General features: G+C 39.0%; 23 protein-coding genes. 18 read left to right on the forward strand and 5 right to left on the reverse strand.

The genetic code is table 11. The features are described from left to right. Position 1: 1 nt before the first annotated feature. The 3 genes from PTET_RS15555 to PTET_RS15565 form a co-directional block, all read right to left on the reverse strand. Positions 2 to 2,110: a hypothetical protein gene (locus tag PTET_RS15555; RefSeq protein ID WP_096038865.1), complete on the reverse strand. Its 2,109-nt coding sequence runs from the start codon at positions 2,108 to 2,110 to the stop codon at positions 2 to 4. Then, entirely contained in the window at positions 2,103 to 2,915 is an 813-nt protein-coding gene (locus PTET_RS15560) for a TnsA endonuclease N-terminal domain-containing protein (RefSeq protein ID WP_157740503.1), read from the reverse strand. Before PTET_RS15560 ends, PTET_RS15555 begins: the two co-directional genes overlap by 8 nt. Positions 2,916 to 3,206: 291 nt before the next feature. After that, positions 3,207 to 3,545: a helix-turn-helix transcriptional regulator gene (locus PTET_RS15565; RefSeq protein ID WP_096038867.1), complete on the reverse strand. Its 339-nt coding sequence runs from the start codon at positions 3,543 to 3,545 to the stop codon at positions 3,207 to 3,209. Positions 3,546 to 3,864: 319 nt separating this feature from the next. Here PTET_RS15565 and PTET_RS15570 point away from each other — a divergent pair, with 319 nt between their 5' ends. From PTET_RS15570 to PTET_RS15650, 17 genes are all read left to right on the forward strand, one after another. Further along, complete coding sequence (locus PTET_RS15570) at positions 3,865 to 5,625, forward strand: retron Ec67 family RNA-directed DNA polymerase/endonuclease (RefSeq protein WP_096038868.1); 1,761 nt, start codon at positions 3,865 to 3,867, stop codon at positions 5,623 to 5,625. Between the two features lie 280 nt (positions 5,626 to 5,905). Next, positions 5,906 to 7,093 carry a hypothetical protein gene (locus PTET_RS15575; RefSeq protein ID WP_096038869.1) on the forward strand — a complete coding sequence of 396 codons (1,188 nt, stop codon included), beginning with the start codon at positions 5,906 to 5,908 and terminating at the stop codon, positions 7,091 to 7,093. A 26-nt stretch (positions 7,094 to 7,119) separates the two neighbouring features. Then, entirely contained in the window at positions 7,120 to 7,365 is a 246-nt protein-coding gene (locus tag PTET_RS15580; RefSeq protein ID WP_096038870.1) for a hypothetical protein, read from the forward strand. After that, positions 7,352 to 8,134: a metallophosphoesterase gene (locus PTET_RS15585; protein WP_147154732.1), complete on the forward strand. Its 783-nt coding sequence runs from the start codon at positions 7,352 to 7,354 to the stop codon at positions 8,132 to 8,134. Before PTET_RS15580 ends, PTET_RS15585 begins: the two co-directional genes overlap by 14 nt. Positions 8,135 to 8,137: 3 nt before the next feature. After that, on the forward strand, positions 8,138 to 8,425 hold the full coding sequence (locus PTET_RS15590) for a peptide chain release factor family protein (RefSeq protein WP_096038872.1): 288 nt from the start codon (positions 8,138 to 8,140) through the stop codon (positions 8,423 to 8,425). Positions 8,426 to 8,506: 81 nt separating this feature from the next. Continuing rightward, positions 8,507 to 9,181 (forward strand): glycerol kinase, encoded by a 675-nt coding sequence (locus PTET_RS15595; RefSeq protein ID WP_096038873.1) that lies wholly within the window; start codon positions 8,507 to 8,509, stop codon positions 9,179 to 9,181. 37 nt (positions 9,182 to 9,218) lie between these two features. Next, positions 9,219 to 9,623 (forward strand): hypothetical protein, encoded by a 405-nt coding sequence (locus PTET_RS15600; RefSeq protein ID WP_096038874.1) that lies wholly within the window; start codon positions 9,219 to 9,221, stop codon positions 9,621 to 9,623. 115 nt (positions 9,624 to 9,738) lie between these two features. Further along, on the forward strand, positions 9,739 to 10,359 hold the full coding sequence (locus PTET_RS15605; RefSeq protein ID WP_255314650.1) for a metallophosphoesterase: 621 nt from the start codon (positions 9,739 to 9,741) through the stop codon (positions 10,357 to 10,359). A 1-nt stretch (position 10,360) separates the two neighbouring features. Next, positions 10,361 to 15,049: a serine/threonine-protein kinase gene (locus PTET_RS15610; protein ID WP_096038876.1), complete on the forward strand. Its 4,689-nt coding sequence runs from the start codon at positions 10,361 to 10,363 to the stop codon at positions 15,047 to 15,049. A gap of 129 nt (positions 15,050 to 15,178) precedes the next feature. Further along, complete coding sequence (locus PTET_RS15615; protein WP_096038877.1) at positions 15,179 to 15,919, forward strand: hypothetical protein; 741 nt, start codon at positions 15,179 to 15,181, stop codon at positions 15,917 to 15,919. Positions 15,920 to 15,971: 52 nt separating this feature from the next. After that, positions 15,972 to 16,793, forward strand: coding sequence for a thioredoxin fold domain-containing protein (locus tag PTET_RS15620; RefSeq protein ID WP_096038878.1), 822 nt, complete (start codon positions 15,972 to 15,974; stop codon positions 16,791 to 16,793). 107 nt (positions 16,794 to 16,900) lie between these two features. After that, on the forward strand, positions 16,901 to 17,428 hold the full coding sequence (locus PTET_RS15625) for a hypothetical protein (protein WP_096038879.1): 528 nt from the start codon (positions 16,901 to 16,903) through the stop codon (positions 17,426 to 17,428). 142 nt (positions 17,429 to 17,570) lie between these two features. Further along, the gene (locus PTET_RS15630; RefSeq protein WP_157740508.1) at positions 17,571 to 19,901 is read left to right on the forward strand and encodes an AAA family ATPase; all 2,331 of its coding nucleotides are present in this window, start codon (positions 17,571 to 17,573) and stop codon (positions 19,899 to 19,901) included. A gap of 9 nt (positions 19,902 to 19,910) precedes the next feature. Beyond that, on the forward strand, positions 19,911 to 20,450 hold the full coding sequence (locus PTET_RS15635; RefSeq protein WP_096038881.1) for an exonuclease domain-containing protein: 540 nt from the start codon (positions 19,911 to 19,913) through the stop codon (positions 20,448 to 20,450). Positions 20,451 to 20,539: 89 nt separating this feature from the next. Beyond that, positions 20,540 to 21,064: a hypothetical protein gene (locus PTET_RS15640; protein WP_096038882.1), complete on the forward strand. Its 525-nt coding sequence runs from the start codon at positions 20,540 to 20,542 to the stop codon at positions 21,062 to 21,064. 39 nt (positions 21,065 to 21,103) lie between these two features. Next, positions 21,104 to 21,676: a 3'-5' exonuclease gene (locus tag PTET_RS15645; RefSeq protein WP_096038883.1), complete on the forward strand. Its 573-nt coding sequence runs from the start codon at positions 21,104 to 21,106 to the stop codon at positions 21,674 to 21,676. A gap of 22 nt (positions 21,677 to 21,698) precedes the next feature. Continuing rightward, positions 21,699 to 21,905 carry a hypothetical protein gene (locus tag PTET_RS15650; protein WP_096038884.1) on the forward strand — a complete coding sequence of 69 codons (207 nt, stop codon included), beginning with the start codon at positions 21,699 to 21,701 and terminating at the stop codon, positions 21,903 to 21,905. A gap of 186 nt (positions 21,906 to 22,091) precedes the next feature. On the opposite strand, the gene glmS is transcribed toward PTET_RS15650, so the two are convergent. Further along, entirely contained in the window at positions 22,092 to 23,912 is a 1,821-nt protein-coding gene (gene glmS, locus PTET_RS15655) for a glutamine--fructose-6-phosphate transaminase (isomerizing) (RefSeq protein WP_008112790.1), read from the reverse strand. A gap of 46 nt (positions 23,913 to 23,958) precedes the next feature. Beyond that, on the reverse strand, positions 23,959 to 24,723 hold the full coding sequence (locus PTET_RS15660; RefSeq protein ID WP_016898983.1) for a DeoR/GlpR family DNA-binding transcription regulator: 765 nt from the start codon (positions 24,721 to 24,723) through the stop codon (positions 23,959 to 23,961). Positions 24,724 to 24,885: 162 nt separating this feature from the next. Between PTET_RS15660 and PTET_RS15665 the strand changes: the two genes are divergently transcribed. After that, positions 24,886 to 25,413: a sugar O-acetyltransferase gene (locus tag PTET_RS15665; protein ID WP_096038885.1), complete on the forward strand. Its 528-nt coding sequence runs from the start codon at positions 24,886 to 24,888 to the stop codon at positions 25,411 to 25,413. Positions 25,414 to 25,439: the final 26 nt, after the last annotated feature.

Here is a 25,439-nt window from a genome sequence, read left to right on the forward strand (position 1 = left end):
ATTAGTCCTCATCATCCATGAAAATTTCGTTCAGTCGTGTATTTGCAATCACGACAGAAGTTTGCGAATCGTTGTTGGAAGGATTGCGTTCGTTTCTCGCTGACTCAGGCTTTACAGCACCGTAAATCGCTTTACTTTCATCCCTTTGAGCAGCTTTATCACCAAGTTTAGAAAGCTCTTCATTCATTGTTCGATTAGCTGACTTTGACTTCTTATCTTCTATAGCTGCACGCACTTCTTCCTTGTTTTTTAACTGTTGTTCAAGCGCATACAGCGTGTGATGGTGCATTGCGTCATTATTTGTGTCTTGAATTTCTTTGTACCTCAACTCTACGTCACGCCAAGTTAGTCCTTCAAATCGTCTATAATGAACATACAGGAGACATTTAATATACTTAGTCTCTCCATTCTTTGGCACTAGGTAGATAGCAGAGGCGTCTGATTGATCAATAGCAACCTCCATTTTTTGCCTGTTGTTGTAAACCCTTTCTCGTAGACCTGGCGCATCAGGGATCTCAAATTGAAGATGTTTGTAAGTGAGAATATAACCTCTAGACACGCTCGCTTTATCTCTTTCAAGCAATGAATACCAGAAATACTCTGGATCAACAGAATGAAGCGGACCTGTCCTATGAGCTATGCCCCAATTCCATTTCGAGTTTGGAGAGGTATCAAGATTGGTTGGATAGTCTGCGTCGACTTTTCCCACTCCCATCGTTTTAGAGTTAAGCACCATGACAGTTCGCGCAATAATGCGGTTCAACTCACTTAGCAGCATTGTATATTCATCGGGCTTGTACTTACCGCCATGTTTTTTTGGTAAGTAATGCGAAATCAAACCAGGAAGTAGGTGGCTTATTTCCGCATAAACTCGACCAAAACTTCTTTCACCTTTACCTCTTTTTTCTGGCTGGGAGGCTCCGCTATTAATCATAGCTATTCCATGCTCGACAGAAACAGAAGTGATTTTTTTACTTCGAAGGTCAGAACCTAAGTCCCCAAAAAAAGCTTTTGGCAAGCCCTGCATCGACCAGTCACTTGGCTCGATTTCCAAACCAAATTCTCGACATAATTCAACTTTATCCCTGACCGCAACAGTCATAGCGTTCATTGCATTGAAATACGATGGGGGCGTTAGTGTCAGCAAGAAGCCTACACAGCTAGAAGTATCGCTATCAATAACTTCATAGAGGGTCGGCCTACCCAGAGGGAATCGCTCTTCATCGGCCAATCCTGCATCGAAAGGCGTCGCATCTATTTCATAAGAGTATCCAGGGCCAACTAAATTGGCACTGACTGCTGAAGTAAGCTTTCTAACGTTAGCATTGAAATGTTTTTCACCAAATTTAGCTTTTGCTCGGGCTTCAGAGCTGAATTTGTGATAATAGAAAGCTTTGAATAAATCAAAGCTAGGTTTTTCATTTTCCAATTTACGAACATCCCCATTGCACCAGCGCGCTAGAAAGTCATAATAAGCATCTTGTATTCTGTTTGTATTCTTGGGTTTACCCTTTTTATCAACAGTGTATTTACCGCTGAAAATTGTGTACTTGATAGCAGTTTCCATCACTGATTCCATTTCAGGAGTAGACTGAGTTGAATCATAACTTCCGTGTTCTTTAGGTCGACCTAAGCGTTTTTCCCGTCTTGTTTTTTTCTTACCTTTACCACCACAGTTAGCATAATCAGGCAAAAGTGCATTGGGGGTTTGTCCGCGCTGCCAATATCGTCTGAGATAACGATAAATCGTACTTTTTGCACCGACACCCATTGCAACAAGTACTTTAATTAATTCAGCCCGCTGTTTTTTAATCCAATATTTAGAGCCACCAATGACACCTTGGATTCGAGCAAGGTTACTATCACGTATTGCATGATAATCATGACCTACTTCATAGCTACGATTTACACTTTCTCGCCATGGATCCTCAACATTGATAATCTGGTGTTGATCATCAATATTTTCGACTTGTTGTACAGTTAGCTGAAAAGGGAGAGCGTCATCTTTTTCAATATTAATGAAAATGGCAAAGTCACCAAAATCATCCAATAAACGGTACTTATGTCCGTCCCAGCTGTAAACATGATTGCGCGTCATAAAATCAAGCATGAAGCACCTCATTTACAACTTGAATGTCAGCTCCCCTTAGGTCAAAGAAGTCTCTGTCAAATTTCAAAAAGAAAGCACCAAGCTGCACGAGTTGCTTAAACCTGTAAAGGTAGGTGCCATCCTGACCCCCTTTTTCTTCATCAAGAGCAACAAGTAAATTATGAATTCGTTCGTCTGGGTTGCTGAGAAAAACGTTCTCAATTGTGGCAACATGAGAGTAAAGCTCATCAACATCACAATCATCTAGGTTCGCGCCAATTATCCACTCCAGAGTACGGTGGGTTTTCCTACAAATTTGTTCTTCCGTAACCACATACAACGGAATGCCAAGTCGAGCCAACGAAGCTCGTTCTAATTGAAGCTTTTCAATCGTCCGCCATCCTTTTAAATCTTGTACGTATTTTACATAAACACCAAACATTTCATGTTCAGGACCGTCAAGCGTAACAACAAAATCGGTTGTTAGAGGCTTTTTCTCTGGCTCGTACTGTGGCGAGTGGTTAATCCCTAAATCATGGGCTAGCTTCAACGTGGTTTTTAGGTCATGTGGGTACTGAGATTGAATGTCGACCACTTGAGGATCCATATCCAAAATGATGAACACCATATATTCAAGTAAAGACAGTGTATGTTCAATGCGCCCAGTTGTGCGACTTTTAACTCGTCGCATTTGACCCTTTGAAGAAACCGTGTGCACAGTAGCACCAGGCTGATAATCTTTGTCTGGAACATAAGCTTCTTCGACAATTTCATTTAACTTAAGACTCATTTGAGCCTCGCCACTCATATTCGTGGTACTTAACATCGTCAACATCCTTATCAACATAAGACTCTTTGAGGCACCATCCTGATGCCCATAGGTACACGTAAATTTTAACAGATTTTGACCATCCTGATTTTAACTTATTGTTTTTTAATTATTTAATTTAATATAACCAAGTTAAAAACAAACTTTTTAAGTTGTTTTTTGTTGTTTATGAAGGAGATGGAGAAAATGAAAAAAAATAAAATTTTTTCTTCGTGGCTGAAGGTTTATATAGTTTTTAGCTGATTGAGTTAGTCTTATCCAGACTAATTGCTAGTGGGATATAACGCGTTAGTCACAATGTGTGTCATCAAACTTACACTGAATACGCAACCAGAAGTCGTGAGGCATGCCAGTAGTATCTCCAAGTTTTTTGGCGAAGTCTAAGTTAACACTCACCTTTCCTTGTAGAAATTTGTTGAAAAAGTTTTCGGTAATGCCTAAGCGATTAATTATATCTTCTCTACTAACACCATTACTCTTGAGTAAAAATAAATGGGCGAAATACACAGATGGATGGAGCGAGCCTTTGTGATGAGGAACAACAACGAAACCCTCCTGAGTAAAATCATCAAGAGATAATACGCCCTCAACTAAAGCATCAATGTCTAATCGTTCATCATTTTTCAAAATTGTTCCTCAGACTGTACTTTAGCATTTTAAATCTGGATTGCTTTTTTGTGTAAAAAGCGAATGTCGCTCCATATAAATGTCTATTGACACTGACGGCCTTCTTTATCATTTATCTCTATTAATAGTTACCCTCCTATTGTAGTATTTAAATTAGCCCACATGCAGATTTGTTGGTTGCGCTTCGCAACCTGTGACAACATTGTCCAAGTGACTCGCCTTCTCGGATTGCTTCATAGGCTTTCCCGAATTACTCGCTCGCGGCGCGTAAGAGTGCATGTGAGCTACTTTTCTAAGAAAAAATATATTAGGGAATAATTTGATTCATAGAAGAAACTATTTGCTGCTTAAGCAGGCTAAAACCAAATCTGAGTTAGCCTCAATACTAGGCGTTTCAGCTGCTTTTCTTACTAAAACTTTGTATAAACCAGGCGTTCAGTCGCACGTAAATTCGCATTATCACCAATTTGATATTACTAAAAAGTCTGGTGGTGTCAGAACTATCAGTGCACCATCAGCTGAATTAAAAGACCTACAACGCAAATTGTCAGATTTACTGTTGGATTGTAAAACGGTCATTCAGCTTGACAACAAGATTGAATGCAGTCTTTCTCATGGCTTTGAGCGAGAAAAATCCATTATTACTAACGCACGTATACATCGTGGAAAAAAGAATGTATTAAATTTAGATCTAGCGGATTTTTTTGGTAGCTTCAATTTTGGTAGAGTTCGGGGGTACTTCATTGCCAACAAGGATTTCAAGTTAGATCCCCATATTGCAACAGTTATTGCTCAGATCGCTTGCTATAAAGATACCCTGCCTCAAGGTAGCCCATGCTCTCCAGTAATAGCAAATCTAATAACTAACAGTCTCGATGTGAAATTATCAAAGTTAGCTAAAAGAAATGGCTGTTCTTATACCAGGTATGCCGATGATATTACTTTTTCAACCAGAAAAAAGAGCTTTCCCGCTGCCATAGTTAGCGACATTGAAAATTTAACATTAGGTTCAAAGCTATTAGGTGAAATAAGGCGAGCTGGATTTTCCGTAAACCCCAAAAAAACTAGGCTACAATTTAAAGATTCAAGGCAAGAGGCTACGGGCCTAGTTGTAAACAAAAAAGTAAGTGTTAAATCAGAATATTGGCGTCTGACCAGAGCAATGGCCCACTTTCTATTTAAAACTGGAAAATTTCAAGTTGCCGAACAAGATGGCTCCTTTAGAGATGGGAATATTTCGGAGTTAGAAGGCAGGTTAACTTTTATCGACTCTATCGATTTTTATAATAACTTAGAGAAAAAGAAGCACCCGGAACCCAAATTTGAACCAAAGATCCACTCTGGACTCAACAAATTCAAAGGCAAATTAAACTCACGAGAAAAAGTGTATGGTAGATTTCTCCAATACAAACATTTTTTTGCGAATGAATACCCAACAATTTTGACTGAAGGTAAAACAGATAACGTTTACTTAAAAAGTGCTTTAAGTCGCCTTCAAGCTGTTTACCCTAATTTAGTAACCCCAAAATCAGCTACCGCAGCTTACTCACCCAAACTAAAGTTTCCCGAATTGAATCGTAAAACAATGTATTTACTCGATATAGGTGATGGTGCGACACCATTTGTTAGATTTGTTCAAAGATATGCCGATGAGTTAAAGAGCTTTGAAAAGAAGAAAGCTAAAAATCCTGTAATTCTAGTGTTGGATAATGATACAGGCCCTAATGACTTATTGAACCATTTAGTGAAGAACGTTAAATCATGCCCTAACGATAAAGCCACATTAAAGAGCGGTGGCTTTATTCATTTATTCCATAATTTGTATCTTATTTTGACACCTCTCAATGCTGGAGGAAAAGATTCAGCAATGGAAGATCTATTTGACGATGCAACACTTGGTCGTACTATCAATGGAAAAACTTTTTCAGCGGCTAAACACTTTGATGAAACCAAACACTTCGGCAAACATATCTTTTCAACTAAAGTAGTGCGGTCAGGTAAAGCAAATATCAATTTTGATAAGTTTAAGTATATTTTTGATGAAATTGAGAAAGTTAAGCAACATTTTTCAAAATTATGACTCGAAGAGTCAATTTCAACCTACTATTTAAATCATCTCAATGTCTCATAAAAGCCTAGTTTAAATTCATACATTCTCAGCCAGTCAAATCATGTAAAAGATTTAGCCAAGTCTATACCTTGTCGGTGCAATAATTGACCTTTATTATTTATCTAGAGCTAGATGCCGTCAAAAAATCTAATGTCAATTTCCGCAAAAATAGTCATTTTAAATAGATCTTACAAATCAAACTCCACTAGGGCGATGTAAAGTTTTCCCAACTTCAAAAGTAGGGGAAACTATGAATTCACAAAAAAATAAAAATTTTATTAGCGCGGCTTTACTCTTGGCGATCACGCAGGTTGTTGGCTGCACATCTGAAAGTGACGTTCAAAAGAGCGTTAACAACACTGGTAAATCAGATGCCACAGATAACAAAATTTCTGGAAGTTTTAAAAGTGCGTATGACACAGGTGTGTTTTACTCTACAGAGATGATGCCTTCATCTCAGGTGTATGGAAGAAAAGCTAACGGGTGCACTCAACAGTACAACGATCACTACTTTGAAACTGCAAATGCTCTGGTATATGGTAATCCAGAATTACCTAGCAGCGACTATGAGAGAGTTGCTAGCTGGGTAGAAGAGAATTTTGATTCTGCCTTAAGTGCGATGCAAGTAACTAAAGGTGAGTATTTTTCAAATCGATACGCAATTCGTCTCGATGGCTTAAAGTATATCAGAAATAATCTTGCCTATAAGCAGTATGACTCAGTTTCATATCCATCAGAGTTTGATAATTGGAATTACGAACAACAGGTTGATTGGGCGACTAAAACAACAAAAAACATGGATACAGCTCAAGCTGTTGGACTGTTAGTTAATGATCCATATTCACCTTTCCAAACGGAATCAGAAGCTGTTTTGGAAGATAAACTCTACGTTTGTATCCATGAAACAACCTCAACGAATGGCTGGGGTGAAGGCAATTTGGTCGGAATTAATGTAGGTGCCCCGTCTATTGCTGTACCACATGAAGTAGACAAAATCGTAAAGCACGAAATTATTCACACAATTCAATATGCGTTAACGGGCAATTTCGAAGGATTAGGATTACCAAGATGGTTTAGTGAAGGTCAGGCCGTCTCGCTGAGCGGCATGAACGTGGCTCATAAATCACAACACAGTGAATATGATCCAACGCTTGTTGTTTACTACAACGATGAAATTGGCGACCAAGCCACTGCCTATAGCCATTACGGCCTTGCCTATCAATACTTGAAAGATACTAACGGACAATCTTCAATTATCAGTTTTATGAAAGATGTGAAACAAGTCACGTATGATTTTTCTAAGCAACTGAACTCCCCACTAGAAGAGTATCACGGCTACGTTGAAGCCTTTGATAAAAGCATGAAGCAATTCAACGGTGCCCCACTATCTGTAGAGCAATACCGTTACGACTATCATTCATTACTAACTGACTATTAAGCCAACAAGTTTAAAAGGTATCTATCATGACAATTGACTCAAAAGTGATAATTCTAGAACACGCAGGCTTTGATATTTATGGCAAAAATTTAAATGCGCTAGAACACGTTATAGAGCTTAAAAAATTCATACAGGATAAGTATCCGAAAATAGCTGAGCTAAACGGCTTCGAAAACTCTTTCAATGAGTTTCCGTATGACTTCCTAGGAAATGTTCAAGCTGTTTCAGACCTTGCTGATCAGCATCTAGGCTTTCTTGTTGTTGCAATGTAGAGATAGAAAAATGAAATTAGCTATTTTTTCAGATATTCATAATGAATTTGGTGTTTGGCACCCTCCTAAACTAGATGCCGACGTGGTCATTCTGGCTGGTGATATACACTCCAAGCACCGCGGTGCTCAATGGGCTACTGAGTCCTTTGATGTACCCGTAATCTATGTACCGGGCAACCATGAATACTATGGTTCTAATATTGACTCTGTAAATAAGAAGCTTAAAGAACAGGTAGAAAACTCACATGTTCATGTACTGCTAAATGAGAATATCAATATCGGTGGAGTCAATTTTATTGGCTCAACCTTGTGGACTGATTTCAAACTGTTTGGAGAAAAAAAACAGCGTGAGTGCTCGTTTTATGCTGGTTCAAGAATCAATGACTATGAGCGTATTCGACTCAATGACAATGGTAAGTACCGCAAATTGAGAACTGCCGATACTCAAGGTTTTTTCGATAATTCAGTTAGCTTTATTGAAAAAACGCTAGCTAAAAATACCAACAACAAAACGGTGATCGTTACTCATCATGCACCGTCTGATAGATCAACACCGCAGCAGTACAAAGATGATTTACTGTCAGCCTCGTTTTCATCAAACCTTGAGAAACTTCTAGCGCAATATGACATTAACCTATGGGTACATGGGCACACACATCATAATGTCGATTACATGCTCTCTGGAACCCGAGTCGTTTCTAACCAGCGAGGTTATGCCAAGGTTGAAGAAAATACTTCATTTTGTGAAACATACACCATAGAGGTTTAATTTATGAACATAAATTCGGACGAAATAGAAATTACCACTTGTGCCTCTCCTTACGATCCACCAATTGGCGCTCACGTAGGGGTTAGAATAAGGCATTTGAAGTTAAACATTGAAGTAACAAGCACAGACCAGAAATCGCAGCATAAAAATCATATGGTAGCGACGGAAAATCTTAAGTCAGAGTTAGCTAAATTTGAACTCGTCAAATCTCGCTTTGAGGATATAGATGAGGATGATTTAATAGATGGTGAAACATTTTGGCGTGAGCTTAACTCCGGAAAATATGATTAAAAACCTGAAAAAAATTTGATTCTTACAAGTTAAACTGAAGCTGCCTATGCGAGTATTTCGTCATCAATTTGGAGACGTAATATGAAAACAGTAATTAAAGCAAATAATCAATACACAGCGAAGGTTATTGGTAATCACTTTGGGCTTGAATCACACGTAGTGAACAGCCTATTGATGAGTGTTGGCTACATTACAAAAGCGGCAGAAGGACATGGTTATTACTTAACAGAACTAGGCTTTAATAAAGGTGGCGAGCAGATCAGTGACACGATTAAGAATATCTCATCGGTAAGATGGCCAGAACCTATTCTTAATGATCAGTTATTAATGTCAGCCATCGTTAACGTTAAAAATTCAGCAAAAAACGTTAAGGCCCCTACAGCAGGCGATACTACACTCGATTTCAGGAAAAAATACCCTGCCAATATCCGTACAACAGACGGACACTATGTAAGGTCAAAAGCCGAAGCATTAATTGATGACTTTTTATTTAACAACGGCATCGTACATGCTTACGAGAAAAAGCTGCCTGTTAAGGAAGATTTATTTTGTGATTTCTATTTGCCTCAAGGCAAAGTATGGATTGAGTATTGGGGCTATGAAAACAAGCCGGAATATTTAGATAGAAAGAAGAAAAAACAGGCAATCTACAAAAAATATGGTGTCAATTTAATTGAGTTAACCGATATGGATATTCAGAACTTAGATGACGTGTTGCCTCAAAAACTATTAGCGTTTGGTATCCAACTTTTTTAGGCTGAGCACAATATTAATGTATAAGAGGAGAGTTTATATGAGTAACGAAAAAGTCAGTGCGTGCGAGTTAACACAATTACCTGAAGAAGAACAAATTAAACTGATTAAAGCTTGGTTTTTAAAGTACTTTCATTGCCCAAGTGAAACTTGTTTTAGAGATGATGATACTGGCGGCTGGGTCTTTTTTAGTGGCCCTTGGGAGCAAGCCTCTGTATTAGAAAAGTATTTTGGCGAATATGTAGACCAGAACATTATCAATCGCATTTCAGAAGAACTAAATGATCACGCCAGTGAATGGAATTCCGAATATGAAGCTCATGAAATCGATGATTTTTTATTGCCAATTGATTTAACGGTAAATAAAGCAACTCCAAAGATAGACACGCTATTAACTGCTGATTGCGTCATCAGCGAGTTCCTTGAACCAGAGGACGTTTTTTAAGGCTGTACTTTAACATTATTAACCTCATACAAAACACAAGGGCACACAGATCAATATTTTACAAAATAAAACATTCATCCAAAATGAATGTGGAAATGACTTTGTTATAGGTGACATCCACGGTAACTTAGATGCCTTGTTTGCATTATTGGAAAATGACTCGTTTAATTTCGACCACGATAGGCTATTCGCATTAGGTGATATCATAGACAGAGGCGATAACTCCGAGGGATGTTTAGCTTTATTAAATGAGCCTTGGTTCTTTTCAGTGCTTGGCAATCATGAGGCCATGTTTTTAGAGTTATGTGAAAATGATAACTCTACATTATTGAATAAGAATATTGGTAATCAATGGCTGGAAAAATGGCTTAAACAAAAAGACCAATTAGTGCAATGGGCGCATGCTATTCAGCACAAAATGCCATTAACCATAACATTGGATTTCCATGGCTTCACAATAGGGCTTGTTCATGCAAAAGCACCAGAGCGCTGGCCAACACAAGCTGAAAAACGAGTATCATTAGCACAGCATAATGAAGAAATCTGGGATAGAACAGAATTTTATAACCGAACAGGGTTAACACCTTATCGAGGTACCGACATAGCCCTAATGGGGCATAACCCGGTTAGAAAGGTGACCTTACACGGAAACCGTATTTGGTTGGATACCCACCATACCTCTGGCCACCTCTCAATCGTCAAAGTAAGCCAGTTAGTAGAATTATTTAGGAAGTAGTATGAGCAGCAGTCAATTTAGTCAAAGTGAACTTGAGCTTCAAAAAGGATTTATAGAAAAGGCCAAAAGGGTTTTTGAGGTCATCAAAAGCGTTGCGCGATTTAAAACTTCTGACTCTGATGTAACTGCTAATGAGCTAAAAAATACATACGCTTATCTGTGCCAAGAATATAATACTTATATAGCCTATCAACAAAACTGTTTACAGCTTTGTGATTTTATTTTGAAGTGGCTATGTGAGCCCGAGCAGTTTCAACAAGAGTTCAACTCGAAAGACGTTAAAGTCGATAGCTTTTTAAATAACGTTAAGGTAAATGGGCAGTATTTAAAAGCTGAGATCTACAATTTTATGGCGCTGTTGGAAACAGAAAACGTTGGGGGCACCAAGTCGACACATAACTGGTCTCAACAAGTTAGAGTGCTTGAAAGGCACAGTAGTGACTTTAAATTATTCCTTGCTGATAAGCACTTACATGCTTTCCCCGATCTAATTGAATTAGACCGCAATGTATTGTTGTTAGGTTTTTTACGTTACTGTATTAATGATGGTCGCACAATTTTAGAAGAAAGCTTTCATCATTCAGTGAACAATGATGATGCAGAGCGGCCCGACCGTTTCAGTAAAATTTTGACGGCAAAACACTGGAGGGAGTCTTTTTCCAATAATAAAAAGTTGTTCAATAGACTCATTTTACGGGTTTGCGGTCTGCACCAAATAGAGTTTGCCTCACTTAAAAATTCCCGATTGAAATTCTTCGCCAAATTAGATGCATTGGATAATGACTTAACCGCTTTTATGAACGACTTCTCTGACATCCTGGGCATTCGTTACTATCAAGATAAATTAAAAATCGACTCCGATGACATCGTTTGGAATTGGTTTAAGAAGGAAAAATTTTTAGATTTACTTGGCTTATTTGAAAAAGAGAAAGTCTACCTGCAACTAATTGAATTGGAACCGGAAAGTTCAGATTTTTTACCTCTGGAAAAACAAGCGCTGGGGACAAGGTTAGGCTTGCCATTCAAGTCAGATGAAATTGACCAGGAAAAGTTGTGGATGATCGTTGGTGAGCCAAACACCGCTTACTTAAGAGTGCTAATTGATTTAGCAAGGCTCGCGGACAATTTTGATGAATTTAAAATGTTAGTGGTAAAGGAATTTGAGCCAACGTTCACAATTTCAACGAAGGAAAATAAAACAACCAAATTTGAGGAAAAAGCAAAAGAGTTAAAGCAAAAAGCTTTGGAGCAACTGCTTAAACCTTCAATGGAAATGGGAGAAGGTAATTATAATAAAACGCAGTTATCTCAATCCTTCTTTCAACTGTTTGGCAAGTCAAAAAAACAACGCTCAAGTTTTGTTAATTTGTATATAAAATACGTGGATCAAACCTATTGTTTGGACAGCGACAGATATCAAGCCAAAGCCTTTCCAGGCAAGAGTGATTTAAAAATTTTATTAAACGAAGTAGACGAGGTGTCTTTTTCCAATAGTCACTTTGCTGAATGTTTCAGCGGCTATTTAGCAATCAACTCTCAAATGGGAGCCGTTGTCCGAGACTTGCACGATTACATCGAACGAGACAACCAGTCATTGTTAATCAAGCATTCGCTAGACGCCATGATGGAAAGCTTTAATCAGCCAGGTAATGCGACTAAGACCCTAACGGAAATAATTAGTCTTATTGATGAGAAAGTTAGCAATGAAACTTTTTCTCAAAATGAAAACGAGGACGATTTTGTTTCATTTAAAGACTTATCAGGCTTTTCTACAGAGCACACAAATTTTATCCCCTCTGACACTACTTTCGTTGTTGTTTATCGCTTAAATGTTTTATTGCGATTGATGATTAACACGGCAATTTCTGAAGAAACTCCGTCTATTAACGCGCTAATTGAGCAAAGCTTGCAAGAAGAGTTTGAGTGTACTTACCGAGCTTGTTTTATCCGTCAGTCGATATTCGAAGAATTAAGCGCTAAAAATAGAAAAAAGGCGTTACAAGGTTATCGCACTTATCGAGATCAACAAATTGAGCTTGCTAAGATTTATGTCACTGTGAAACTCGCCATTAGTGGCAAGCCAGACACTGATCGGGCTTTACTAGATGCGACTAAATCATTAGCCAAAACCTATTTTAAAACCACAGGAAAACCTAATGATGTAAAGGCATTAACTAAAATGCTGGATAAGGAGGATAATGTTAAAAAGATATTTGGCGAACCATTTTCACGCATTCAAATCCACCTTGAACAGCTCCTTTATTTGTTAGAGGAGAACGGTTCTGTTTTATCATCTGACTTCTTAACTAAAGAGTCTTTGGGGAAATTATTCGACCCAGGAAGTGATGACATTGATAGTCTCAAATATTTGCTGTTTTCATCCAACGTGATTGAATCTGTATGGAATGAATTAGTCACCATTGATGACGATTTATTCTTCGCTGTTTTAGTTTCGAGAATGTTAGATAAAACGTCTCCAAAAATTTCTGAACGAAATAATGTTCCTCACTATTTCTCGGGTTCACACAAAAACAGCATTTTAAAACAAATTACAAATTTCGATTATGAAAGCCTGCTTTTTCCCGCAACTGACGAACAACACGAAGTATTGAATACGAAGTTAGACACGCTTAAGAAGCTTCGAAAATTTAATGACGAGCGATTTGAAATTCAAAATATAAACCCTAATTTATCGGAAAAACTTGGAACTGGGGCCTTTGGTGTTGTTTATCTATGCAGAGACAAATTATTACAGACCGATGTAGCAATAAAGCTTATTCCTACTTGGGGTGACGATGAACGGATTAAAAAAAAGCTAATATCAGAAGCAGCTATAATGAGGCAATGCCAAGGCGAACACGTAGTTACAGTGTTTGACTTACATAAGTTCAATACCCGTCACTTTGAGTTCAATAATGGCTGCGTGGAAAGTGAAATCCAACGTCTTAATGATGACACAGTTTTTGGTATCGTCATGGAGTATGTTGAAGGAGCCGAAACACTTGAAACATTTTCTAAATCAAAAGAGTTTGGCTCGTTCAACCTTAACGAAAAGTTAGAACTTTTTCTTCAGATATGTGGCGGTGTTGAGCAAGCTCATAATTTGCCATCTCCCATTATTCATGCCGATATTAAGCCATCAAATGTCTTGATAGACAAAAGAGCAGGTGCGGCAGTTCCTAAGCTAACGGATTTTGGAATAGCCAGTAAGACGGGCGCTTATTTGGGAGCCAGTTCAGGGGAGGTGTATTCGTCGCCTAATATATTAAATGGAGGGAAAGCCTGCATTAAAGACGACATTTACAGCTTAGGAATGCTTCTTCTTTACATTCTTTATCCCAAAATTATAGAGGCAGTGCAAAGTAATGTGTCGGACTGGGAAATTAAAGATAAGTTAATTGAGCTACTTTTCTGGGTTGTTAAAACAGAGCAGGAAAATATAGACGATTGTAAAGATGGTTATGAATCGTTCATTCTTAAACACCTTGTCTCTAAAGACCTTCTTAGTCGGTTATCGTGCTTTTCCGAAGTTATAACAACATTGTTTGACTATCAATATAAACTGTCGGATGACTCTTTATCACCGATTAAGTCTATTTTGTCATCGTTGATTGGAAATAGAGATATAAGTGAGTTTGACTGTGTAGACACTGAAGCAAGATTTAGTTCCTCTGTTGCTCCACATGGCAGTGTTCGCGAATTCTCTTTCCAGATTGGAATCTGCAAGAGCCTGGGAGTTGTCGATACAAAAACCGTCGCAACGTATGGCGGTAGAGTTTTGACTTTGGAAAGTTATAACGCTATCCCGAAGTGTGATCTCATTAAGGCCGCAAGGCTCTCAAATTATCAAAGGCCTGAATTGGAACTATTTTGCGCCATAGCTGCTGACACGTCTAAGCAAAGAAAGAGAACTTACTTAGGGCGTTTATGGGACTTTGAAAGCGGCTCAAAAGGCAAGGTATTTGGATTCGAATCGCCTGGCTTTGTTCACGCTGAAATGCTCGAACGGACTTATATTTTTGACATGGAGTTAATTGCAGCTATAAAAAAAATCCATTACTCAGAGTTTAGCGTGGAAGAATTTTACAATGTCCTCAGTAAGTTAGCTATACGGGATCGGTTAGAAGAGTTTGACCCCATCGAGCTACCAGTCAACTTGGAATCTTTTTTAAGGAAATGCACATTAACAAACAGACTTTGCTCGAAAGCATATTCCGAGCTGAGGATTTGTTTTAAGGCCTTGACTGAGCAATGTATGTCAAAATCATTTATGAATGGGGTGAAAGTTATTAACTCGCTCTCTGTCGGTAGTTTGAAAGCGCTAAGGCTGAGCTTTGAGCAATCGAATAACGCTGAAGGAATGTTGGAGTTACTTGTCGCCGATGGGCTACATGATTGGAATGGAGAAGGTGTCGAAAAGGTCGTCAATATTGTTTATGGCGATGAATACGGATTAGTGGGGTGGTTCTTGTCCCATGGACGCAACATGGAAGAGTGGGAGTTACTCATTGGGGCCATGGCAATCGCTGAAGAGTCATCCACTTATATAAGTATCATAACCCAAACCATAGAGAAGTTTTTAGTGAGTGAAGCATATGAAAAACTTGCAGTTGAACTAAAAGAGCTCGGTTTTTTGGTAAACGCCCACAAGCAGATAAGTGACAATAATGTTTTGGCTCGTTTATTCTAAGTCGACGTGATTTTTAATTTGTTACAAACCAAACTGCAATAACTATTGATTTAATGATGCCCAACAACCAGGAGTTGGTGGGTGCATTATATGCGTTATCCCACCTGCTCCTCATTAATGGAGCAGCTTATGAACTACAACAACAATACAAATCAAAACAACGGTGAAGGTGGTGCAGAGTTAGTCTTTTTACTTATCATTATCGCCGCGGTTTATTACTTTTTCAGCGAGAGTGAGCCAGAAGAAAAGCCTGAGTATATTCTTACGGCTGAGACTCGCATTAACCAGCTGAATAAGACTTTAGATTATTATGGCTCATTGCGGAGTCGAGCAACCAGCAATTGTCAGAACTTTGCCACCGAGCTTCACAATAAAGGCCATTTCAACGTTTATCACTCCACCTTCCATGGCACAAATAGCTTATGGGATTTAAACAAGCATACGGCTTCAAACAAACTTACACCTTTAAGAAGTTGTTCGGTTAAACAAGTTAACTTCGACCAAAAAGGCACAGCCAATAATTTGGTGATGCTATGTGAAACTGGGGGCGGTGGCTGGACTACCAACCGTGTACTCGCCTCTTGCGCTATTGATGATGAGTTTAACGTTAGCAAAATTAACGTCTATTCAGGCAAATCGTTTCACATTATGGAAGGCACTGGAACTGGAGGCCCTGGTAATTTTGCCGGCAAGCTTGTATCAGGCAAGGTGAAGTTTGAGATTTATAAAAATAAGTATATCGATTATGTAAACGACAGCTTTTTGAAAGGTTTAAACAATAGAAAATCAATGGATGAATTGGTTTCAGATACAAAAAGCAAAATTAGCAAGGCTGAGTGGAATTTAGAGTTCTTGGCCAAAAATGGCTAACTCGCTGGCCACACACTAGACACCAAAATTAACTTAAAAAGGATAATATTTTATGAAGAAATTACTTATTGCACTATTTGCATTCACATTAAGCCCTAGCATTGTAAAAGCTGTAGAAATTGATCCTCAACTCCAATCAGCGCTACGCTCTTTTAAAGCGTTAACTCGATTAGAAATTAAAGGGGTTTCTCGAACACCCACAACAGGCATGTTCGCATTGTATACTAACAATGGTCCTATGCTGATTAACCACACAGGCCAATTACTTTATTCAAAAGACCAGTCATTTCATGCCGATGTTAAGGGCGCGATTACAGGAAAGAAGCACCTAGAAATCAGAGCTGAAGCTCTTTCAGAAATTAACGAAGATAATGTCATCGTCATTAAAAAAGGGAGCGGCTCAAAACGTGTCGTTGTAAACACCGCCCTAGATTGCCCTTACTGCTTGAAACAAGAAAAGTTACTTGCAGCACAAGATAATTTAGACGTCACACTGCTGTTAGTTCCATCTGTTTTGGATAAACAGAACTGGCCTATTTTAGAAAAGGTCATGTGCAGTGCTGATAGGGCCGCTGCTTGGCATGATTATATGCTGAACCAAGTTGTTCCACAAAACAGTGGTAAATGTTATTGGTCTGATAACTTTAGTTTTCTAGGTCAAACCATTTATACATCAACCGTCCTTCGAACATTTGGTACCCCGCAAATGATTTACGGAGACGGTAAGGTGCAAAATTTCAGAGAAGAAACTCCGTTAGGCTTAGTACCAACTTTTGGTAAAAATCAGAAAAATCTGTTTGACTCGAAGAGCATTAAAACGGCTTATTTTTCTGACGAAGTCTACAAGACTAAGAAGAAACTGTTCAATTGGTAAAAAATATTAGTAAAGGGCGGTAAATATGCCGCCTTTTCAGATATAATATTTAAATTAATTCACAAGCGCATGAATTAATTAATTTTATTCTTTTAATAGTAGTACCTATGGATAAACACGACATCACGAATTATTTTTATACTATCCCCCCGAACCAATGGCAAGGAATGCTCGGTTTTCGTTACGAAACGGAGTATCACGGTATTAATACACCTGAGAATGTAGAATTTAATCGTCAAATGGATGAGTTCGACGACTTTTGTAAGGAAAACAGTCTCAAAATTGAAGATTATCTTCCTTTGTTCGATCTAAAACCAATCATTAAAGCCTTAGGAGTTATTTGTCATAATATAAATATCCCAAAAGCGAGCTTTACTCTTGTTGAGTTTCTTAGTTCAATATATGAAAGCTTGCCAAGTAAAGTGTTTGATAGCGAAGGCATGATTACTTTGGATGAGCTACCCGAATCTTGCTTTTGGCAACAAATAGACGAACACACCAGTGTTCATGTTGAAATTGGTGGTGTGGAGCTAGGATCGCGTGAGAGTATGAACTCTTACAAGGCTTATGTTTATATACTAAATTCTCAAACTGGGTATATGGAAGAGCTAGTTAAAATCGAAAGAGACGTTTGATTGTTAACTTCAATTTAGACAGCCATTATTTGGATAGCTGACAATAGAGGATTTTACATATAAATTTTGAAGTAATTGAAATGTTACAATCTAAACTCCAGAAATGCGGTGTTTAATGCTTCTCAAATCGAGGAGCATTTATATGAAATATGTAAACAGAAATAACCAAGCAATTGAGGTATCAACTACTGAACTACATTTTGACGAATTAAACACCTTTCCTATTGAAGTCATCACAGAAGTAATTAATTACTGGATGCCAACACTCACGGTGGCTAAGGCAATTAAATATGCTGATTGGCAATCAGTGTTAAATTTATTTCATTACACCCAGTGTTTAGACCAAGCATTTTTTACTGAAATTCCTCCCTTTGAATTATTGGAGTGCACACCAAAAGAGTCAGTTCTTGCCCAAAACATTATTCTAAAGAAGCTTCGCCAAGTACAAGCTGTACAATTGTCTAAAGGCAATAAAGACGTGAAATCAAAATACGTTGAAGAGCCGTCACAAATTTCTAAGTTAATGTTATATCCAAACGAATTTTTGCGAGACGCGTTAACATTGCTACCAGAATGTGAGCGCGGAACGTTAGCGCCTTTTATTATTCGAAGCGAAAACGGTGATAAATGCCCACTGTTACTACCTTTTGAAGAAGAGCCAAATTCTACAAAAGCTCAGCAAGCATTAGATAATTTAGTCGATAAATTAGAGCGTTACCTGAGAGAGCCTCATCATATTGGCTTTGAACCAGTAAATAGAAGCAACCAGGCGATCATCGAATATAAATTCTCGCAATTAGTGGGGTGTCACCCAGAACTGCTGGATGTCTGCTGCCAAGAGCAGCCTAAAAACAAACTCGCTAAAGTGTTGCTACCGCTTGAAAAGCAAATGAGAGAAGCTCTCTATGGATTTTTGTCACCTGAGTTAGCTACTGCCATTAAGGAAGAATTGCAAAAGCGAGAAAGTGAAACGTTTGAAAAATGGCAACAGCGCTTTAAAAATAAAACTAAAAACGAAATTAAGACATTCTTAGATAGAACAAGTGAACACGCATTTTTAGTCGCGTATAAGCCTTTATGTTTGTTAGAAAAAATCGTACAGAAAAAATCAGAGAGCCCTGAGCCTACCGCTGAAGCAATTGAAGTTATTGAACAACCGCCATATTGCTTTGAACAATTGGAAAACCGTTCGCAAGATTGCATTCGATATATGGTGCGCAACTCAACACCCAGTGAACTTTTAACCGCATTTTACTACAGTAAAGACATGCTCACTCTTGAACCGCTATTTGATGTATTTCCGTCGATGAAGCGTCGCTTTGAAGTTGAATATGCCGACTTCGAGCAACCCACAGTGGAGCAATCTTTAAGTGCACAACTCCAGCTAGGCACTTTATTAGACTCTTTTAGTGTATCTGGTACTTATGGACAGGATTCAGTAAATAAGGCCGATGAAAATGTAGAAGCCCCAACATTCATTGAAGAACAAGAATCAGAGCTACAAACCATTGCTATCTTCGATAAAAATGAACTGGAAGAAACTGCAACCCTTAGAGAACTGACAGGGGAATACGGCGCAGAATTAGCAAATGAGGTTCTGAAAAAAGGCCCAGAAAAAAAAATTGTTTTAGCCACTGAATCAATGCTTGATGAGCTTGATTTAATGAAAGAGCAGTTTCCAAATTTCGAAGAGGTAATTGAAGAGCTTTATATTTGTTTAAAAGTGTCATTGTTAAACGCATCGCCGATTGAATTTCCGGTTATCAATTTACAATCGGTGCCTGGCTGCGGAAAAACCGAGTTTGTCAGAACACTTGCTAAAAGACTGAAATTAGAATTCTTTGATCTCAGTATCGCGACATGTCATTCAAAGGCTGATTTGATTGGCGGCTCCAGCCAGTTCAAGTCAAGTACAATGGGCGCAGTAGGAAAGGGAGTACTGCTAAAAACAGACACCTTTAATCCGATTATGTTCTTAGATGAGCTCTGTCTGGCAAAATCGGATGGCGAGTGGGCGATTACACCAAGTTTATTGTCGTTGTTCGATATTGAGCAAAGAAAAAACGTTAAAGAACAGTTCTTAGATTTAAACTTTGATTGTTCAGGTGTGTTGTTTTTTACCACCACCAATAATTATGAGAATTTACTGCCAGCCCTGAAGAGTCGCTTAACCAATTTCGATATTCAGCCACCGTCCAAGGCTGACATGAAAAAGATTTGTCAGAACATTTACCAAAGTTATCTGAAAGAAAAAAAGTTTCATCACCATTTTGAACAACAGCTCAGTTTTGACGTGACTGAGTCACTAAGCTTGCTAACCCCGCGTGAAGCAAAAAATACATTAATTTCAGCAATCAGGAAGGCTTTTGTTCGTAGCGCAGATTGCAGTGAATTAGCGCAGGTAACCTTGCAAGATATTGCCATTCGCAAAGGCAGTGTTTGCGAGCCACAGTCGGTTGGTTTTATTCATTAAGGAGAGACTATGAAATTATTTGATCCGTCTTTACGTATTAATCTTAATCGCCAGAACTTTGAACTTGATGAATTTATCATGATTGACGTAGAGGCCTCTGGTTTGCGGCATTCGTCATACCCAGTGGAGGTCGCATTTGCGTCCTCTACTGCTGCACAGGCTAATTTTCTCATTAAACCTACCTCTGAGTGGTTAGAAAAAGGCGAGTGGGATAAAAATGCTGAGAAGCTACATGGTTTATCGCAACAGCAATTGCTACAACATGGTGACAATATTGTTAATGTCGCCCAGCAATTAAACAAATACCTGTGTGGGAAATTAGTGCTGTGTAATGATCTAACCTATGACGGGGCTTGGCTTTCCCAACTTTTTAAAGCAGCAAACACCTCAGTTACCTTTCATCTAATGGACTTAAGTGCCCTGTTCGATTTTTGGGGCGAACAAAAGACAAAGGTATTCAAAGAGGAATATGGCAAGACGCTTAATACCAATGAACACCGCGCGCTTCCTGATGCCAAACGTTTTGTTGAAACCTACCAGGCATTGTAAAAAAACGAAGACTACTTTCAAGTCTTACAACTCAAGCGGAACAACCACCTTGTAAGCTTTAAAACATAAAGATTGCGCGAGAGGTTGGTATGCAGAGATTAGATAAAACATATTACGAAAAGCTAAATCGTAAGGTTAAAAAGTATGGTTATACCGTTATGAGTGTTGTCTCTGACGAGCCTAGAAATGAAGACCATGCCGCATATTGTTACACCATTGGTTTATCAAATTATGGCTTTGCGGAGATCATGTTTGCTGACTGTTTTTATGACGATGTGATCGTGGCGGCAGACATGATTTTTGAATGTGTTAAAAATGGTCATAGACCGAACATTGGACAAATCATTCTCACTGAAAATGGACGCTTTAAACTGACGTCACTTTTACCTGGAATCAAAGAGGAAATTAGCGAACAGGCGTTGTTTTATTTTGAATTGTTCAGAAAAAGAGAAACAAATTATGACTTGGTTTATTTAGCGAAAGAGGATGAATGGGGGCTATTTCCTGACGAAAAAGTGTTTGCAAAATCTAAACACATTAACCAGCGATTTTTTGAACAGAGCGTAAATACAACTAAGCCTCTTGTTTTGGCTCTGCCCGAAGTTACCAATTAACTTTGTCGCGAATCATATACTACATAGGAGAAATGTAACTTGGATTTAAATAGTTTAAAAAAAAACTACTTAGTTTTGGACTTGGAAGCGACCTGCTGTGACGATGATTCGTTCCCTACATCTGAAATGGAAATGATTGAAATCGGTGCACTTATGGTTTGCGGAGAGTCCTTGAAACCAGTGGGTGAATTCAATATTTTCATCAAACCGGTAAGGCACCCGCAACTGACGGAATTTTGTACCAAGCTTACAACCATTCACCAATCAGATCTTGATGGAGCTCCTACATATAAAGAAGCAATTGCAAAGTTTAAAGCTTGGATGCTTCAGTTTGATAACTTCTTATGGGGAAGTTGGGGGCAATATGACCAAAACCAAATTTGGCAGGATTGTAATTATCACAATGAGCCATATCCGATCCCAGCCCCACACTTAAATCTGAAAAAACAATTCAGTAAAGCGCAGAAAGTGAGAAAGCACCAAGGAATGGCCGGTGCCCTGCAACTCGCTGGCATTCCTTTGGAAGGCAGGCACCATAGGGGGATCGACGATGCTAGAAACATCGCACGGTTATTACCTTTTGTCTTAGGTCGTAAATTTATTTCACAATAAAATTAATAAGGAAAAATATAATATGAAAACAGAAGAACTCATAGCAATTAACATCCCTAAAAGCCTGCTCACTAAACTACATTGGGCTTTAGCTTCGGGAACAGACACCAATAGAGTATACTTTGTCCTTCAGTTATACGTTGAGAAGGCCGAGCTAGAAGAGGGCGTAACATACCCGACAGATCGAGAGCCTGGGCATGACTTTGACGGATTTACCCTTAAAGTTTAATCGGCTGTATTGTTCAATGTAATAAACATATGTCTAAATAAAAACGGCCACACATTGTGACCGTTTTTGTTTCGTACTTTGTACCAGTAGCGAACTTATAAGTTTCTGACTTTAATATTAGTTGCGCACATTAAACACTGTTTCGAACATTATTTAACGTGCACAAAAACCTATAACCTGTTGATTTTACTCAACTGTAACCGATTTTGCTAAGTTACGTGGCTGGTCAACGTCAGTGCCTTTAATGACCGCTACATAGTACGACAGCAACTGTAGTGGAATTGTATATACAACAGGGGCAATTACGTCATCTACGTGGTTTACGTTGATTACACGCATTGTGTCGTCTGACTCAAAGTGTGAGTCTTTATCAGCGAATACATAGATGATGCCACCACGTGCACGTACTTCTTCTACGTTTGATTTAAGCTTTTCAAGCAATTCATTGTTTGGTGCTACAACAATAATTGGCATGTCTGCATCAATAAGTGCTAATGGACCGTGTTTAAGCTCACCTGCTGCATAGGCTTCAGCGTGGATGTATGAAATCTCTTTAAGCTTAAGCGCGCCTTCCATTGCGATTGGGTATTGTGAACCGCGACCTAAAAACAGTGAGTGGTGCTTATCAGCAAACTCTTCTGCAAGGTCTGCAATACCATCAGCCAACAATAGCGTTTCCTCTAATTTAGCTGGTAGCAGTTTAATAGCGTTAACAATCGTGCTTTGATCTAAGCCTTTTTCCTGCGCAATAGACGCAGTAAGCATTAACAAACCAACAAGCTGCGTAGTAAATGCTTTAGTAGAGGCTACACCAATTTCAGCACCAGCTTTGGTCATAAAGGCAAGGTCTGATTCTCGTACAAGCGATGAGCCTGGTACGTTACAAATAGTCATTGACCCCATATAGCCTTGCTCTTTAGCTAAACGCAGTGCAGCTAAAGTATCAGCCGTTTCACCTGACTGTGAAATCGTTACTAGCAGGCTATTTTCGTGTACAAACGATTGACGGTAACGGAACTCAGAGGCAATTTCTACGTTACAGCTAACACCTGCAAATTGCTCAAGCCAGTAACGAGCAACCATACCTGAGTGATATGACGTTCCACAGGCAATAATTTGTACGTGTTTTACGTCTTTAAATATTTGCTGTGCACTGTCGCCAAAGGCATCAATCGCTACGCGATCGTCGTTTAAACGTCCTTCAAGGGTGTTACGTACTGCAAGTGGCTGCTCATAAATTTCTTTTAGCATGTAGTGACGGTAATCACCTTTACCTGATGCATCTTGTGTGATGTTTGATTCAACAACTTCACGCTCAACCGCGTTGCCATCTGCATCAAAAATCTCTACCGTGTCGCGAGTAATACGCGCTACATCACCTTCTTCTAAGAAGATAAAGCTGCGAGTTACCGGTAATAATGCAAGCTGATCAGAAGCAATAAAGTTTTCACCAAGGCCTAAACCAATAACTAACGGGCTGCCTGAGCGCGCTACAATAATTTCGTTATCATTCGCTTTATCAAACACAACGGTACCAAATGCGCCTTCAAACTGTTTAACAGCTGCTTGAACTGACGCTAATAAAGTCGTGTGCTGCTGACGTAACTGATGAATTAAATGCACCATGACTTCAGTGTCGGTGTCTGATAAAAACTCGTAACCGTCGCCTTTAAGTGCTGCACGCAAGCTTGCGTGGTTTTCAATGATTCCATTATGTACAAGCGCTAATTGATTGCTTGAAACATGTGGGTGAGCATTGGCTTCAGTTACACCGCCATGAGTTGCCCAACGAGTGTGTGCAATACCTGTGTGACCGCTAACACCAGCTTGTTCAAGTGCTGACTCTAAGTTTACAACCTTACCTACTGCTTTAACTGTATTAAGAGTATTGCCTTCAAGTAAAGCTACACCTGCTGAGTCATAACCACGGTACTCAAGACGCTTAAGGCCTTCAACTAAGATTTTATTTACTGGACGTTCTGCAACAGCCCCAACGATTCCACACATAGTGTCTCCATTAATTTTTTAATTCTAGCAACTCACGATGTAGTTGCTATTCCATAATCTCTGCGCAAATTAGTTTTACACCACACGCCTCTATGGCTGCACGCTTATCACTTGCTAAGCCACTGTCGGTTATTAATGTGGTTACTGTTTGCCACGGTAATTCTAAATTTGGTATTTTTCGACCAATCTTTTCTGACTCAACCAGCACAATAACTTCGCGCGCCGCTTTAGCCATCACTTGGCTTAGCCCAACAAGTTCATTAAACGTGGTTGTTCCACGCGCTACATCAATGCCATCGGCACCTATAAATAGCTGATCAAAATCATATGAGCATAGAACATTTTCAGCTACTTGCCCTTGAAACGATTCTGAATGCGGATCCCACGTGCCACCTGTCATCAAAAGGGTAGGCTCGTTTTCAAGTGCTAATAAACGTGTTGCCACTTTAATTGCGTTAGTCATAACAACTAACCCCTGCTTGGTAGCCAACTCAGGGATCATCGCTGCAGTAGTGCGGCCGCTGTCAATAATAATGCGGTTATGATCTTTTATAAGCGCCGCTGCTGCCTTAGCAATTGCTACTTTGCGCTTAGAATCGATCTCATCGCTTACTATCTCTTTTGGTAGCGCAATAGCCCCACCATAACGGCGCAGCAACAAGCCACTTTTTTCAAGCGCGGTTAGGTCTTTTCGAATGGTTACTTCTGATGTTTGAAACTGTTCAGCAAGAGTCTCAACAGCCACTTCACCAAGCTCATTTACTTGGCTAAGGATCAGATGACGGCGTTGCTGGGTGTTTCGTTTGGTCATTAAGTAACTGCTATTAAGTTTCGTTTCGAAAGTTAGGGGATTTTAAACGAAACATAATAAATGGCAAGTGAATGCATAAAAAAAGCGCAGTTTTATTCAAATTATCATCATGCTCAAAGTAGGTTAAGCTAGACACCATTATTTAAGTTAAACAAAATTGATATGCAGTCATTTAATAGTATTAGTAAAGAGAATCTAGCGCAGCGAAAAGCTGTGCACGAAATTTGCCGCTTATTTAATAAAAGCCCCAGTAAAGGTAATTTAAAGCGAATAAAAGAATTATGCTCACACTGTGGTGATGGAGTAATTATTAAAGCGGGCTTTCATTGTGACTATGGCAGTCAAATACAAATAGGTGATCGTACTTTTATAAACATTAACTGCACTATGTTGGATGCCCCTATTAGTGAGGGTGTAATTACCATTGGCAGTGATTGTTTAATTGGCCCGAACGTTCAACTATTAGCCGTATCTCATGCAGTTAATCCCATGGCGCGGCTCAATAAAGAAAACTTTGCAGCACCGATAACCATTGGCAATAACGTATGGATAGGCGCGGGGGTTATTGTGTTAGCTGGCGTTACCATTGGTGATAACGCTGTAGTAGGCGCAGGGTCGGTAGTAACCAAAGATGTGGCTGCGAACACTGTTGTTGCCGGTAACCCCGCGATAAAGCTCAAGGATATTTAACACGCTAAAGCCCGCCCTAAAGGTCG

It is taken from the genome of Pseudoalteromonas tetraodonis (genome assembly GCF_002310835.1).
Classification (GTDB): Bacteria; Pseudomonadota; Gammaproteobacteria; order Enterobacterales; family Alteromonadaceae; genus Pseudoalteromonas; species Pseudoalteromonas tetraodonis.